We start from the raw sequence: 15,093 nt of genomic DNA on the forward strand, positions 1-15,093 counted from the left end.
GGGCGGCGGTGGCCGGGGCGCTTCTCCGGGTCGGGCGCGGGGATGCTCTGAGACAGGCGGCTCAGGGCCTCCTGGAGGAACCACAGGTCTTCAGCGGGACTGGCGTGCTTGCGCACCACCGCGCGCGGCTTGCCGCCCTCCAGCAGCACGTAGCCCGTGGCCGCCGCGTACGCGCGCTTCTTGTCGTCCGGGTAGAGCCGGTCGCCCAGGTCCCCCAGCGGATCCCGCCACATGCCTTCCGTGGTGCCTTCATCCGCCACGATGACCTGCGCCAGCACGTGCCCGAACAGGTCCTCCAGCGCCGCGAAGGGCTCGCGCGCCTGCGGTGGACGCGTCATCGCCGCGCCGTGGCGCACTCCCGCCACCAGCAGCAGCCCCTGCGCCGCGTCCACGAACGAGAAGAGCTTCTCGCGGACCTGCTTGTCGGAGAAGTAGAGAACGGCCTGCACGGTCCTCCCATCTTAGGGCCTTCACGCCCCCGGCCCCATCCGTTCCCCTCCCAACCTGCCGGGTCCGTCTCCAGGAATTCAGACAAGACCCGGTTCAAAGCGGCTCGACCCCGGGGCGGGCTTGCGGAAGAGTCACCTTCCCCTATGCGCTGCTGCCACCGCCACGCCCACGCCGCCGCCGGGTCCTCCGACCCGCATCCGTTCAGCCTCCCCGGCGCCACCGAGCACTACGCCGCGCCCCGGCCCGTGCGCGCCGAGCACGTGCGCATCGAGCTGGACCTGGACTTCGCCCAGCGCGCCCTGGCCGGCACCTGCACCACCCGCGTGTCCGCCGTCCGCACCGTGTCCACCGTCACCTTCGACGCCGTGGACCTGGACGTCACCGAGGCTCGCGTCGACGGCCGCTCCGTCCCCTTCTCCAACTCCGGCGCGCACGTGCGCGTGGAGCTGCCTCGCGCGCTCGACGCGGGCCAGGCGTGCGACATCGCGCTCACCTACCGCGCCCGCCCCCGCCGCGGCCTCTACTTCTGGGGCCCCGACGCGGGCTACCCCGACCGTCCGCTCCAGGCGTGGACGCAGGGCCAGGACATCGACGCGAGATGCTGGTTCCCCTGCCTGGACACGCCCGCGCAGAAGGCCACGTCGGAGGTCATCGCCACCTTCCCGGCGAACATGACGTCGCTGTCCAACGGCGTGCTCGTCAGCGACGTCACCACCGGCGAGCGGCGCACCCAGCACCACCGCATGGCACAGCCGCACGCGCCCTACCTCGTCACGCTGGTGGTGGGCGAGTTCGACGAGGCCACCGACACCGCCGGCACCACGCCGCTGCGCTACCTGTTCCCCAAGGGTCGCCGCGAGGACGCGCTCCGGTGCGTGGCGCGCACGCCAGGGATGATTGCCGCGTACGAATCCATCACCGGTGAGCCCTACCCGTGGAGCGGCTACGCGCAGGTGTTCGTCACGGAGTTCATCCTCGGCGGCATGGAGCACACCACCGCCACCACGCTGGTGGACACCGTGCTGCACGACGCGCGGGCGCACCTGGACTACAACGCCGAGCCGCTCATCTCCCACGAGCTGGCGCACCAGTGGTTCGGCGACCTGCTCACCTGCCGCGACTGGCCCCACGGCTGGCTCAACGAGGGCTTCGCCACCTACTTCGAGGTGCTCTGGAAGGAGCGCGGCGACACCCGGGACGAGGCCGACCACCACCGGGCGCTCGACCTGGAGGCCTATCTCTCCGAGACGCGCGAGCGTTACGCGCGCCCCATCGTCGCCCGGAAGTTCCAGGCGCCCATGGACCTGTTCGACCGCCACCTCTACGAGAAGGGCGGACTGGTGCTCCACGAGCTGCGCCGCCGCGTGGGGGATGACCTCTTCGTGCGCGCCCTGCGCCACTACGTCGCGTCCCACCGCCACGGCGTGGTGGAGACGGTGGACCTGGCGCGCGCCTTCGAGGAGGCCACCGGCCACAACCTGGACCCCGTCTTCGACCAGTACGTCTTCTCCCCCGGCCACCCGGAGCTGAAGGTGGAGGTCCGCTACGAGGCGGACGACGCGCGCCTGCGCATCACCGTGCGCCAGACGCAGCGCACGGACTCGGGCACGCCTGTCTTCCGCCTCCCGCTGGAGGTGGCCGTCATGGTGAACGGCGAGGACACGCGCCACCGGTTGGAGCTCACGGACGCGGAGCACCGCTTCCACCTGCCCTGCCCCGCCGCGCCCACGCAGGTGCGCGTGGATCCGCGCCGCGACGTGCTGGGCACGCTGGACGTGGACAAGGCCGTGGGGCTGTGGCGCGAGGAGCTGGCGAATGCCCCGGAGGCCCGCGCGCGCACAGAGGCCGCGCACGCGCTGGGGAAGGACGGAGGCCTGCGGTCGGTGGAGGCGCTGGGCCGCGCGCTGAAGGACGCGAAGCGGTTCTGGGCCACCCGCGCCGCGTGCGCGAAGGCGCTGGGCCGCATCCGCACGCCGGAGGCCCGCGCGCTGCTGTTGGACGCGGTCGCCACCGAGCACCCGCGCGTGCGCCGCGCCGTCGTCGCCGCGCTGGGCGAGTTCCGCCACGACGTGGAGGCGGCCGGGAGCCTGCGCGCGCTGCTGAAGGCCGGAGACGCCAGCTACTTCGTGGAGGCGGAGGCCGCTCGGGCACTCGGACGCGTGCGCGCGCCAGATGCGCTGCCCCTGCTGGAGGCCGCCGCCGCGAGGCCGTCGTTCCAGGATGTCATTGGCGCGGGCGCGATGGACGGGCTCGCGGAGACGCAGGACCCCGCCGCGTTCCCGGTGGCCGTGGCACGCACCGCGTACGGCCAGCCCGCGTTCCTGCGCCGCGCGGCCGTGAGCACCGTGGCGAAGCTGGCGGAGGTGGCGAACCGCAAGCGCGAAGCGGTGGACCTGTTCGCGCAGCTATTGCGTGACCCGCAGTTCCGCGTGCAACTGGCGGTCTGCGACGCGGCCTCCACGCTGGGCGACCGCCGCCTGCTGCCCGCGCTGGAGGGCACGACCTTCAGCGACCCGCGCACACGCCGCTATGCCCGCGAAGCCGTGCGCGCCCTGCGCGAAGGCGCGCCCCAGGCCCGTGAAGTCGCGTCGCTGCGCGAGGAACTGGACGCGCTCAAGCAGGAGACACGCACCCTGCGCGAGAAGCTGGAGACGCTCACGCTCAACGCGCAGCCGGCTGCCCCCGCGCGGAAGCCCGTGCGCAAGCAAGCGGCGAAGCGCGGCCGGACGCAGCCCAAGCGCCGACGCTAGGCAGCCACGACTTCAGTCGGCCCGCCCCCGCAACGACTGGCGCAGGAACGCGCGCCAGTCCTCGAGCAACGCGGGCGACACGTCGTGGCCCAGGTCCGGGTAGGTCCTCACGTCGATGGGGACGCCCCGGCCCTTCAGCGCCTCAACCCGCTCGCGCGTGTGTTGTACGGGGATGATGGCGTCCTGCTCGCCCTGGAGCACCAGCACCTTCCGCGACACAGGCGGCTCCTGTCCCGGGTCACCCAGCAGCCGCGTCCCCATGGGCACCGCCGCGTCCACCAGCTCCGGGTGCCGGATGGCCAGCATCCATGCCAGGTCTCCCCCGTAGGAGAACCCCGTCACCACGACGCGGCGGAGCTCCGGGTGCGCCGCCCGGACCTCGCGGATCAACTCCGCGAGCCGCTCCGCCATGCGCTCCACGTCCTCCGTCTTCCCCTCCCACGTCTTCTCCTCGTGGTCGGCCTGGAACCACGTGAAGCCGTCGCGGCGAGGCCTCGGGCCCTGGGGCAGCAGCGTGCGCACCGGGATGCCCAGCGACTGGATGGGCTCATCCCAGAACGCGGGCGTGGAACCGGAGAAGTGCAGCGCCACGAGCAGCGCCTCGGGCTTCGGAGCGCCCACCGCCTCGCTCTTGTAGACGAGCGGGCTCGGCACCGTCGGTGGCGCACCCCGGGTGCCGGCACAGCCCATCCCCAGCAATGACACGGCGAGCAGCACGGCGGCGGTCCGGGATTCGCGCATGCTCTCTCCTGTACCCGCCCGCTCGCCCGGCCTCCAGGGGCGCTGTCAGCGTCCTGCCCTCCGGCTTCACCGCGCCGCTCCGGCCCACAGTGTGTACCTGTAGTCAAAGGGAACGCGCACGGGCGCCAAGACGCGCGCCCGCCAACGCCGGGGAGACCCCACCTCCCGGCAGGGCCGGCCACGCGGCGGAAAAAGACGCGTGCCGGTTCCCACCAGGAGCGAAGCATGGCCGGAGGAGCCGCACGGGAGCTGGAAGCCATCTTGGACGCCGCGGTGGACCCCATCATCGCGTGCGGCCCGGATGAGTTCATCCTGCACGTCAACGCGGCGACGGAGCGGCTGCTGGGCTGGGACCGCGAGCAGCTCGTGGGCAGGCCCATCACCGACCTCTTCCCGCCTCGCCTGCACCACTTCCACGGCCTCAGCCTGCCGCGCTACCTGCTGTCGCGCCGCAAGGCGCTCGGCGGGCGGCCCACGCGCGTCTTCGCCCGGCGGCGGGACGGCGTGGAGCTGCAGGTGGAAGTCACCGTGGGCGCCACCGGCCTGGACGGAGATGAGCGCATCGTCTTCACGCTGCGCCGGATGCACGAGGTCATCGACTCGCTGGAGGAGCCGGTGGAGCACATCCCCGGCGGCCCCGGCGCGGCCTCGCATCAGGAGACGGTGGACCGGCTCTACCGGCTGCTCGTGGAGAACGCGCCCCTGGGCATCTTCCACTTTGACCGCAACCCCGTCATCACCGCGTGCAATGACCTCTTCTCGAGCCTCATCGGCACGTCGAAGCGCAACCTGGTGGGCCTGCACCTCCTCACGCTGCGCGACGAGCGCATCATGACCTGCGTGCGCGAGTCACTGGCCGGCCGCCCCTGCGACTACGAAGGCGACTACCGCTCGCTCACCACCGGCAAGGTGACGCCCGTGCGCGTACGCTTCGCCCCCTGCTACGCCGAGGACGGCAGCGTGGAGGGCGGCGTCGGCATCGTGGAGGACATCACCGAGCGCCGCCGTGTGGAGGCCGAGCGCGAGGAGAACATGGCCCAGCTGGACCTGCTCGTGCGCAGCGCGCCGGTGGGCATCGGCTTCCTGGACACGAACCTGCGCTACGTGCGCGTCAACGAAACGCTCGCGCGCATCAACGGCATCCCGGCGGAGGACCACCCGGGCCACACGCTGCCGGAGCTGCTCGGAGAGCCGGGCGCCATCGCGGAGCAGGGACCCCGCTACGTGCTGCGCACCGGTGAGCCCATGGTGGGCCAGGAGACCACCTCCGACGAGGACCTGGGCGTCCCCGGCCCCCGGCGCTGCTTCCGGGGCAGCTTCTATCCCGTGCGCACCCCCGACGGCCGCGTCCTGGGCGTGGGTGTCCTCATCGAGGACATCACCGAGCGCAGGCGCGCGGAAGAAGAGCGCGCGCACCTGTACCGCGAGGCCCAGGAGGCCGTCCGCGTGCGCGACGACTTCCTCTCCATCGCGAGCCACGAATTGAAGACGCCGCTGACGCCCCTGAGCCTGCGCCTGGCCACGCTGGAGCGCCGCCTGGAGCGCGGCGAGAACCTGGACCCCAGCGTGCTGCGCCACGCACGCCACCAGCTCACGCGCCTCACCGGCCTCATCAACGACCTGCTGGACGCCTCGCGCATCGAGGCCGGCCGGCTGGCCCTGCATCCGGAGGCCACCCGCTTCGACCTGCTGGTGGAGCAAACGCTCGCCGGCATGGAAGGCCAGAAGGGCAACCACACCTTCGACTTCGAATCCCCCCGAGAGCCCATCTCCGTCCACGGCGACACGTTCCGGCTGGAGCAGGTCGTCTCCAACCTGCTGGAGAACGCGCTCAAGTACAGCCCGGACGGCGGCACCATCCGCGTGCGGCTGTCCCAGACGGACGACGTCGCGGTGCTGTCCGTGACGGACCCGGGCATCGGCATCCCGGAGGACCAGCAGCAGCAACTCTTCGACCGCTACTTCCGCGCGCGCAACGCATCCACCCGCTCCTACGGCGGACTGGGCCTGGGCCTCTACATCAGCCGCGACATCGTGGAGCGCCACGGCGGCCGCATCTGGGTGGAGAGCGTTCCGGGCCGGGGGTCCACCTTCTACGTCGCGCTGCCGACACTCGCCTCCGTGCGGCCCGCCCTCCCGCAGGTGTGGCCTGATCGCCACTTCCACTGAAGCCGCGATCGCCCCCTGCCTGAAAGAACTTCAGCCCCGCCTCTCCGCCCCGGACGAAGGCTGCATGCAAGGGGCTGGAATCCCACGCTTCCCAGCCCTGGCACGCCCCCTGCTCATAGGGGCGCACGGGAGGGAGAAGACCCATGGAAAACATGACGATGACGAGCGAGTCCCCTGTCAGCCAGGACAACGAGGGGTGGATTGTCCGGGTGAAGGTCGGCGGACGCATCCAGGAGGTGCGCTGCACCTCGGAGGACCAGGCGCGCTACTTCGCCGCCGTGCTGGCCTTCAACGCGGCCCGCCCCTCGCGCATGCGCAACTGACGCGCGAGGAGAGAGCGCCCGGCGTCAGGCATTGCGCCGGGCGATGTCGGTCGACAGCACGTTGGCGAAGGACACCCAGCCCAGATACGGGGCCATGAACCACGGCGCCTTGCGGTCCACGCGGCTGGCGGCGGCGGTATACGCCGCGATGCTGCCCAAGAGGGCCCAGTTCTCCACCGCCGCGGCCTTGAGCTGGCGCTTGCGGAAGAACAGGTGGGACCACGCGGCGTTGAGCCCCAGCTGCATGAACCACAGGCCCAGCGCGCGCGAGCGCTCCGCTCCCGCGGGTGAGCCCCAGATGCGCCAGCCGGAGACGGCGATGAGCCCGTAGAGCGCCGTCCACACCGGCCCGAAGGCCTGCCGCGGCGGCTGGTAGGGCGGCTTCTTCAAGTGCTTGTACCAGCGGCCCTCCACGGCCTCGCGGGTGCTGCGCGCGTTGAGCAAGACCGCGCCCGCGGTGAGCGCGCTGAAGGCCCCCAGCGCCACCAGCGATTCACGGTTGAGCGTGGCGTTGTGTTCCAGGCCCTCGGAGCCTCCCAGCTCGCTGAGCTGCATGTCGTTCCTCCCGGACGTGACGAAGCCGTCGTGCGAGCCCACAAGCTGTGTCCTCGCACAACGGCCTGCCATGTCCGCCTGCCTGCCCGGCTGTCCTCAGGGCTGCGCGGGGACGGCCGCGGAGTCCATGGACGCGCGCGCCTCCGTGGCCACGCCCGCCGCCAGCCAGCCCTTCACCAGCGCCAGGTGCTCGGCCTCCGCGTCGAGCGCCAGCGTGAAGCGGTCCGCGAGCGAGTCATGGCCCAGGCCGCGCGCCAGGTCGATGAGCAGCTCCCAGCTCGCGTTGTCCGTCAGCTCCGCCACCAGCAGCGCCTGCATGGCCTGCCGCAGGTTGGTGCGCGCGTCGGAGATGGCCGCGGGCACGCCCATGGAGATGACCGAGGTGAGGTCCGCCGACGGCGTCATCGCCGTGGGGTCCGCGCCCAGCTTCTCCATGGCCTCCATCAGGAGCGCGAAGTGGCTGAGCTCGTCCTCGAGGATCTTCGTGAGCAGCTCCCGCGACGGTCCGCCCTCCCAGCTGCCGAAGACCTCCAGCTTGGAGAGCGCGCCCTCGTAGAGCCGGACGCCGCTGCGCTCGAAGGCGAGCCGCTCCCCCAGCTTGTCGATGAGCACGGTGGGCTTGCCGCCCTTGAGCATGTCCACCGCGGTCTTCGCCATGCCCTTGAGGCTCGCGGGCGGTGGCACGCTGCCCAGGCCGTCCGCGGCTTCGCGTGTGTATTGCTTGCGCACCTCCGCGATGGCCTGCGCGTCGCCCGGGCTGCTGGGCTCGGCCTTCCGCGCCTGGGCGATGATGTCCTTGCTGTCGATGGGCGACGTCTTGATGCCGGTGCGGTTCGCGCCGACGTTGGCGATGTTTTCCTTGCTCATTGCAGCCTCCTCCCCTCGAGCACCGAGCCCATGCGCTCCGCCTTCGCGGCGAGCTCCGTGCCCGGCCTCCATTTGTATCCAGCCGCCGCCGTCTCCGAGGGCGACCCTTCCGAGTTCAGCTGGGACTGGTACACGAGCGTGCGGTGACCCGGCGGCAGCTGCGACTTGTCCACGTACTCGGTGCCGTCGGAGCGCATGTCCACCTCCTGAGAGAGGACCTTGCGCACGAACTCGCGGTGCTCCTTGAACGCGATGGGCTCCGGCAGCGTGCGGGGCAGCACCTCCGCGGGGTCACGCTGCTCCATGCTCTTGAACAGCTCCATCACGTAGTGGAGGTGTCCCAGCTCGTAGTCCACGAACCGCTGCCACACCTCCTTGATGCGCGGGTTCGTTTCGTACGCGAGGCACGAGGAGTAGTTGTAGACCTCCATGGCCTCGTGGAGCATCCACTTCTCCAGCAGGGACTCGCCGGGGTCCATCAGCGAGCCGTACTGGGTGACGTGCTGCTCCTCGATGGAGGCGATCTCCGCGTAGAGCTGCCGCGCGACGGGGTCCGCGAACGTGGGGCCCACGGTCATGTAGTAGTCGTGCGTCTGGAACTCGGCCGCGGTGATGGTCATCGCGTGCAGCTTGGACAGCGGATCCGCGGCCTTGCGGTCATACGGGCGGCGCAGGTCATCCAGCGGATGGCGGTGCTCCACGGCCGTGGGGCGGCCCGGGATGATGTCCGTATAGGACTGGGTGATGTTGTTGGGGTCCTGGCCCTCCAGCCGGTCATAGAGCGCGGAGTAGCGGTACAGGTGGTCGAAGTCCTCCAGCATCCCGAACCGGTACGTCTGGGCCAGATAGGGGTCGGGCTCGTGGATGGCCACGCTGGCCGTGACTTCAATGGCGAGCTGCTCGAAGCCGAGCGTGGTTTCGATGACCTTCTGGTCCGGCGGCGTGAGCCAGTTCACCAGCGTCTGCTGGTGGTGCTCCGCGCGGCGCACCAGCGCCAGGTGCGGACGCAGCTCCAGGCTGAGCCGCGCGAAGATGTGCTTCATGCGCAGGGCATCCGCTTCGATGCCGTTCATCAGGATGACACGCGTCCGGGTGAACGCGTCGTCGTCCATCTTGCTGTAGGGCCGCCGCACGAGGTCCTTCCAGGTGAAGGACTGGCGCTCCACGGGGACGCCTTTTTCTTTGAACAGGTCCAGGGCCACGGGGTGACTCCTTCAGGGCAGGGACAGGGCATTGAAACGCGGGCGGTGGGCTTCACCGCCTCGGGTCCCATGGGCATGAAGGTTGGGGGCCTTCATCCAACGGCAACAGACGTGCAGGCGTCGGCCGGCGGACGCCAGGGGCTGCGACGGCTCGCAGGGCCGACTGCTTCACGGGCCTCTCCGGCTCCTCCTGGCTGAAGGACCCGTTGTATCGGCCCTCCCGCGTGCCTGGGGACCGCTTCCCGGAGTAGCGTCGCGCCGTCGACCTCGTGGGGAGGGGCCGTGGCGGGTGAGACGTGGAAGATGATCCAGGAGCGCTGGCGCCATCACGGACGCGTGATGATGGGGATCGCGCTGATGGCCACACTCGCCGCGTGGGCGTGCGAGTGGGCGGAGGTCCTCGAGAGCACGGAGCACATCGCCTACGACGAGGCCCTGGTCCGGTTCACTGGCGGCCGGAAAGAATCGAAGCAGGTGGTCGTGGTGGCCATCGACCAGAGCACCATCGATGCCATCAGCAAGAACTCGCAGCTTCAGATCAACTTCGGCAACTGGCCGTACACGCGCACGCTGTGGGCGCGCATCGCGCAGGAGCTGAAGGCCGCGGGAGCCAGGGCCGTGCTGTTCGACGCGGTGATGGACGAGCGGACGGCCGACGAGTCCGCCGACCTTGGCTTCGCGCAGGTGCTGCGTGAGACCGGCCTCCCCTTCTACCTGGGCATGGCGAGCAGCGGCACGGCGGAGCCGCTCGCTCGCGCGGACTTCTCGGCCCCCGTGCCGCTGACCGCTCCAGAGGCTGCTCCCGCCAGCCCTCCGGAGGACGACTCCTTCCCCGAGGAGTTCGAGGACGCACCAACCCCGGCCACGCCCGTGCTGGCGCCCGAGGCCCTGGCGCGGGCGCTCGCCTTCCCCGCGAGCCGGACAGATGGAGATCCGTTGCCCGCGCTTCCGCCAGAGCGCTACCCGGTGCCTCCGACGTCCGCGCTGGTGGGCGCGGTGAACGGGTTCGGCCTGGTGGAAACGGAGGCGGACGGGGACGGCTCCATCCGCCGCACGCGCTTCGCGTACACGGACGGCACCAACACCTACGTGACGCTGCCGGTGCGCATGATGGCGGACCTGCTGGGTGCGAAGGAGGTCACGTTCTCCGGCCGCACCCTCCGCATTGGCGAGCGCACGTGGCACGTGGACCCGGACGGCTTCGCCGCGCTGGACTACGGAGGCCCGCTGGACGAGCGCTTCCCGCCGGTGCCCCTCATCCGGGTGCTGAAAGATTGGATCCACCGCTCCAGGGGCGAAGACCTGGAGCTGCCCGCGGACACCTTCCAGGACAAGGTTGTCGTCATCGGCGGCACGTCGGTGGGCCTCAACGACATCAAGGCCACGCCCTTCTCCTCCACGCAGCCTGGTCTGGTGAAGCAGGCCACGGTGGTGGACACACTGCTGTCGGGAACGTTCATCACCCGCACGCCCCTGGTCGTGGACCTGGGCCTGACGTTCTTCGTGGCCCTGCTGTCCGCGGTGCTCCTCATGACGGCGCGCTGGACGCCGCTGGAGGTGGCCTGGCCGGTGGCGCTGGTGGTGGGACTGCACGTGCTCACCGGCATGCTGCTCAAGACGGCGCACACGCACGTGCTGATGGCGATGCCCGCGCTGGCGGGCGTGGGCGCGAGCGTGGCGGCGCTGGCGTTCAACCACCTGGTGGCCAACCGCGAGACGCAGTTCATCCGGCAGGCGTTCAACCGCTTCATGGAGCCGAAGCTGGTGGAGCAGATGATCCGCTCGCGGCAACTGCCGCGCCTGGATGGGGAGAACAAGGAGATCACCGCGTTCTTCAGCGACATCCGCGGCTTCTCCACCTTCAGCGAGCGCTTCAAGGAGGACCCGCGCCAGCTGGTGCGCATCCTCAACACGTACCTCACGACGGTGAGCGGGGCGCTGCTGCGCGAGGGCGGGTGCCTGGACAAGTACATCGGCGACGCGGTGGTGTGCCTCTTCGGCGCGCCCATGGCCCAGGAGGACCACGCCGTGCGCGCGTGCCGGGGCGCCCTGGCGGCGAAGGCGGCGGTGGAGGCGCTGCGCGTGGACTTCAGCGAGAAGGGGTTCCCGGACGTGTACACGCGCATCGGCGTGAACAGCGCGGTGAACTTCGTGGGCAACTTCGGCAGCGACCAGCTCTTCAGCTACACGGCCATTGGCGACGGCATGAACCTGGCCGCGCGCCTGGAGGGCGCGAACAAGGCCTACGGGTCGGTCATCATGATTGGCCCGCGCACGTACGAACTGGCGCGCGAGCACATCGAGGTGCGCGAGCTGGACCGGGTGCGGGTGGCGGGCAAGACGGAGGCCGTCACGGTGTACGAGCTGCTCGCGCTCAAGGGACAGCTGGACGCGTCCACCCAGCACACGGTGGCGCGCTACCACGAGGCCCTGGGGCTGTACCGCGAGGCCCGCTTCGCGGAGGCCGCGGCGGTGCTGGAGGCGGAGGCCGCTCGGTCGCCGGAGGACGGGCCCACGGCGAAGCTGCTGGAGCGCTGCCGCGAATACATGGAGACGCCTCCGGAGAAGTTCGATGGTGTCGCGAATCTGGAGAAGTGACGGCGTATCAGGGTGGGGAGGATGACGATGAGACGATGGACCTGGGGCATCGTGCTGCTGGCGCTGGGGCTGCCGGCGACGGCCGCGTGGGCGGTGAAGAAGGACGAGAAGCTCTACGTGAAGGCGCGCAACACGCGCGTCCTCAAGAGCGCGGTGCCCACGGCGGACGTGGTGGCGGTGCTCCAACCCGGGCAGCAGGTGACGTGGAAGGGCGCGGACCCGAAGAACGCGCAGTGGCACCAGGTGACGGAGCCCGGAGGCAAGGCCGGCTACGTGTTCCAGACGAACCTGTCCACGAAGCCGCCCGACATGGAGCTGGTGTCCAAGGACGGCAAGACGCGCACCATCGACCCTGCCGCCTTCGTGTCCAGCGGCGCGGCGGTAAAGGCGCTGAGCCCCGGCGCGGAGAAGTACGGCAAGGAGAAGGGCGGCGACTACGCGGTCGCGGTGTCGCAAATCAAGGCGCTGGAGGCCCTGGCCCTCAAGGTCACGCCCGTGGAGATCGACGCGCACGTGAAGCAGGCCGGGCTGTTCCCGGTGGTGGCGCCCAACACGAAGCTGGGTCCCCAGGCGAAGAAGGCGGTGAAGTGATGCGCTCGCGCATGGGGATGCTGGCGGTGGCGGGCCTGGGGCTGTGCCTCACGTCCTGTGCCCAGATGGCGAAGGGCCTGAGGGCCGCGAACCTGGGCGAGGACGCGAACCGGGTGGCGGCCGCGGCGGAGAAGATGGAGTCCTGCGACAAGCTGAAGGTGGAGCCAGCCATCCAGGAGGAGTACGCGCTGGGCAGCGCGCTGGCCATCCACTGGGCGCAGCAGGGCGGCGGGCTGATGCTGTCGGGCGCGTCGGAGGAGCGGCTGAACACCTACGTCAACACGGTGGGCCGCAACCTGGCGATGCAGTCCCCCCGGCCGGAGCTGCGCTGGACGTTCGGCGTGCTCAAGGACACGAAGCGCTTCAACGCCCTGTCCGCGCCCGCGGGCTACGTGTTCGTCACGCACGGGCTGCTCCAGGGCGTGGAGAACGAGGCGCAGCTCGCGGGCGTGCTGGCGCATGAGATTGCCCACGTCGTGCTCAAGCACGCGCTGCACCAGTACGTCTCCGTGAAGGTGAGCACGTGCAAGGGCGCCGCGGTGACGGGCGCCGTGGTGTCGAAGCTGAAGAGCGCGAGCCAGCTGGACGGCCGGCTGGACCTGGACTCGGACACGGGGCTGATGGGGGAGATGGTCGAAGGGACCGTGGACGCCTTCGGCAAGGGCAACCGCAAGGACGAGGAGCTGGCGGCGGACACGCTCGCGGTGGAGCTGCTGCTGTCCGCGGGCTACGACCCCAGGGAGTTCTCGCGGCTGCTCGAGCGGACGTCCGGGGGCGGCGGCTTCTGGGAGAACCACCCGAAGAAGGAGGAGCGCCAGGAGCGGATCGCCGACCTGCTCCAGGGGCGGCGGGAGAACGCGGATCCGCTCGCGCGGGTGGACGTCGCGTCGCTCCAGCGCCCTGCCCTGCCCGCGTCCTTCACCGCCACCGTGGGGCCCGGGAAGAAGCCCACGGGCGTGGCGAAGGACGCGAAGTAGGCGAAGGCCTTCAGCGCACCGTGGCCTGGCTCAAGGCGCGGTGCACGGACTCCAGGGCCTTGCGCGCCTCCAGCAGCTCGGCGCGCTCGGCGGTGAGGGACGCGACCTGCTGGGCCAGCACGTCGCGCTCGCCCTGGAGCGTCTCCACTGCGCGGCGCAGGGAGGAGGACTCGTCCTTGGCGCCCTCCAGCTCCACGGCGAGGCGCTCCTCTTCCGCCAGGCTGTCGGCCAGGGCCAGCTTGCCCTTCGTGACGACCTGCTCCAGCGCTTCGTGCTCCTTCGCCGCGGCCTGGAGGGCCTGACGGGACTCCTGGAGGGACAGGAGCGCTTCGTCGCGCTCGCCTTCCAGGGAGGCCAGCTCGCGCTCCAGGTCGGCGAGCAGCTTCACGCGGCCCTCCATCTCCGCGGACAGGCGGCGGGCCTCGTCCATGCGCAGGCGGGCCTCCTCGGTGGCCTTCTCCGCCTGACGGCGGGCGACCTCGAGGTCCTGGGTGAGCGTGAGGTTGGCCGCCTTGACCTTGGTGAGCTCCGCCTGGAGGTGGGTGATGCGCTCCACGGCGCGCTGGCCGGCTTCCGCGACGGTGGCGGGCAGCGGCTCCGGGCGCGGGTTCTCGCGCACGGCCTTGAGGCGGGCCTTGAGCTTCTCACGGCGGGATTCGGAGTCGTCCTCGCGGGGAGGCGCGGGCGTCTGCACCTCGACGGGGGCGGGCGCGGCTTCATGTCGGGCCACCGTCTCGGTGGTGGTGACGGTGGAGGCCTGGACGGCAGCGTACGTCGTCATGGGCTCGGCCTCGGAAGGCATGCGGAGGGCCTGAACGCCCATCCGTCCATCGAACTGTACTCCGGGAGGCGGGCCCGCGAAGGTGACCGGGGCGCCCCGGGGGGCTTCCGCCTGCGCCATCACCGGGGGCGGCGAGGCGAACGTGACCGGCGCGCCCCGAGTGTCGGCGCGAGGGGCTTCGGCGTACACAGCCGGGCCCGCGACGGGCGCGCGAGCGGCTTCGGCGTGCGGCGCCATGTTCGCGACAGGCGCGCGGGCATCAGCCTGGGGAGGCACCGGCGCGGAGGCGGCTCCCCCGTGCGTCGCGGCCTGCGGCTCCAGGCGGGTCACTTCGCCGCGCAGCGCCTCGGTGTGCGTCACGGAGTGGGCCAGGGGCGCCACGCGCGTCGCGTCCACGTGCGTGGCGGCTTCCGGACGCGCCGTCAGCGCATCCCAGCGCGCGGCGGCGGGCGGGGGCGGCTCCACGTGCGTGGGCGTCGGCTCGGCGCCCAGGGGCTCCTGGCCGAAGGCCTCCACCGCGGCCTCCCGCTGCTGCGCGACGGACACGTTCCACGCGGACGCGGCGACGGCCTCCGCCACCTCGCGGTGCGACACCGGCGACACCGCGTCCGCGTCCCAGACGGACTCCTCGGGCGCGGACTCCTGCGCCACGGTCCAGCCGGGCGCGGTCTCCTGCGAGTCAGCGTCCAGCCACGGCGCGGGCGGAGCCTCTTCCTCCTCGCGGCGCGCCTCCGGGGACACCAGCGCGGACAGCGCGTGGGACACCGGCGAGAACGAGGGCGCCGTCACCGCCGGCAGCCCCTGCGCGGCCTGGGGCGGCGCGGTGTGCCTGGGCGGGGCGTTCAGCGCGGCCTCCATCGCCTCGGCGGCGGTGGGGCGCGGGCCGGCGCGGCGTTCGATGCGCGAGCGCACCTCGGAGGACAGGTCCGGCGACTCCGCGACGGGCGCAGTCGCTTCCGGCGCGGCGGGCTCCGGCGTGGCGGCGGCGGTCCCCGTGGGGTCGGCCGGGTCGAGGGCACCCGTCAGCGCCCCCAGGCGGAGGCGCGGCTTCGCGCGGGACACGTTCTGTTCGAAGGCTTTCTTCATGGG

General features: G+C 71.4%; 11 protein-coding genes and 1 pseudogene. 6 read left to right on the forward strand and 6 right to left on the reverse strand.

The features are described from left to right. Nucleotides 1-449: pseudogene (locus D7Y21_RS12690) on the reverse strand (J domain-containing protein); the annotation flags it as partial. Nucleotides 450-593: 144 nt separating this feature from the next. On the opposite strand from D7Y21_RS12690, the gene D7Y21_RS12695 reads away from it, so the two are divergent. Then, entirely contained in the window at nt 594-3,200 is a 2,607-nt protein-coding gene (locus tag D7Y21_RS12695) for a M1 family aminopeptidase (protein WP_121713381.1), read from the forward strand. Nucleotides 3,201-3,212: 12 nt separating this feature from the next. Here D7Y21_RS12695 and D7Y21_RS12700 read toward each other — a convergent pair whose 3' ends face one another. Next, nucleotides 3,213-3,941, reverse strand: coding sequence for an alpha/beta hydrolase (locus D7Y21_RS12700; protein WP_121713383.1), 729 nt, complete (start codon nt 3,939-3,941; stop codon nt 3,213-3,215). A 225-nt stretch (nt 3,942-4,166) separates the two neighbouring features. Between D7Y21_RS12700 and D7Y21_RS12705 the strand changes: the two genes are divergently transcribed. After that, nucleotides 4,167-6,110 (forward strand): PAS domain S-box protein, encoded by a 1,944-nt coding sequence (locus D7Y21_RS12705; RefSeq protein WP_120562444.1) that lies wholly within the window; start codon nt 4,167-4,169, stop codon nt 6,108-6,110. A gap of 143 nt (nt 6,111-6,253) precedes the next feature. Then, nucleotides 6,254-6,433, forward strand: a complete 180-nt coding sequence (locus D7Y21_RS12710; protein ID WP_120562445.1) for a hypothetical protein — start codon at nt 6,254-6,256, stop codon at nt 6,431-6,433. Nucleotides 6,434-6,457: 24 nt separating this feature from the next. On the opposite strand, the gene D7Y21_RS12715 is transcribed toward D7Y21_RS12710, so the two are convergent. The 3 genes from D7Y21_RS12715 to D7Y21_RS12725 form a co-directional block, all read right to left on the reverse strand. After that, a complete protein-coding gene (locus D7Y21_RS12715) occupies nt 6,458-6,988 on the reverse strand; it encodes a TspO/MBR family protein (protein WP_121713428.1) in 531 nt (176 codons plus the stop codon). 96 nt (nt 6,989-7,084) lie between these two features. After that, nucleotides 7,085-7,855 (reverse strand): ferritin-like domain-containing protein, encoded by a 771-nt coding sequence (locus D7Y21_RS12720; RefSeq protein ID WP_121713385.1) that lies wholly within the window; start codon nt 7,853-7,855, stop codon nt 7,085-7,087. Next, nucleotides 7,852-9,057: a hypothetical protein gene (locus D7Y21_RS12725; protein ID WP_121713387.1), complete on the reverse strand. Its 1,206-nt coding sequence runs from the start codon at nt 9,055-9,057 to the stop codon at nt 7,852-7,854. Before D7Y21_RS12725 ends, D7Y21_RS12720 begins: the two co-directional genes overlap by 4 nt. 282 nt (nt 9,058-9,339) lie before the next feature. Here D7Y21_RS12725 and D7Y21_RS12730 point away from each other — a divergent pair, with 282 nt between their 5' ends. The 3 genes from D7Y21_RS12730 to D7Y21_RS12740 are packed head-to-tail and all read left to right on the forward strand — an operon-like array spanning nt 9,340 to nt 13,223. Continuing rightward, nucleotides 9,340-11,655: a CHASE2 domain-containing protein gene (locus tag D7Y21_RS12730; protein WP_121713389.1), complete on the forward strand. Its 2,316-nt coding sequence runs from the start codon at nt 9,340-9,342 to the stop codon at nt 11,653-11,655. A 27-nt stretch (nt 11,656-11,682) separates the two neighbouring features. Beyond that, nucleotides 11,683-12,246: an SH3 domain-containing protein gene (locus tag D7Y21_RS12735; RefSeq protein WP_120562626.1), complete on the forward strand. Its 564-nt coding sequence runs from the start codon at nt 11,683-11,685 to the stop codon at nt 12,244-12,246. Beyond that, nucleotides 12,246-13,223 carry a M48 family metallopeptidase gene (locus D7Y21_RS12740; protein WP_233612078.1) on the forward strand — a complete coding sequence of 326 codons (978 nt, stop codon included), beginning with the start codon at nt 12,246-12,248 and terminating at the stop codon, nt 13,221-13,223. The genes D7Y21_RS12735 and D7Y21_RS12740 overlap by 1 nt, the downstream gene beginning before the upstream one ends. Before the next feature lie 10 nt (nt 13,224-13,233). Here the strand turns inward: D7Y21_RS12740 and D7Y21_RS42655 are convergent, their stop codons facing one another. Beyond that, nucleotides 13,234-15,090 (reverse strand): hypothetical protein, encoded by a 1,857-nt coding sequence (locus tag D7Y21_RS42655; RefSeq protein WP_233612079.1) that lies wholly within the window; start codon nt 15,088-15,090, stop codon nt 13,234-13,236. Nucleotides 15,091-15,093: the final 3 nt, after the last annotated feature.

The organism is Corallococcus sp. AB045 (genome assembly GCF_003668895.1).
In the GTDB taxonomy this organism is placed as follows: Bacteria; Myxococcota; Myxococcia; order Myxococcales; family Myxococcaceae; genus Corallococcus; species Corallococcus coralloides.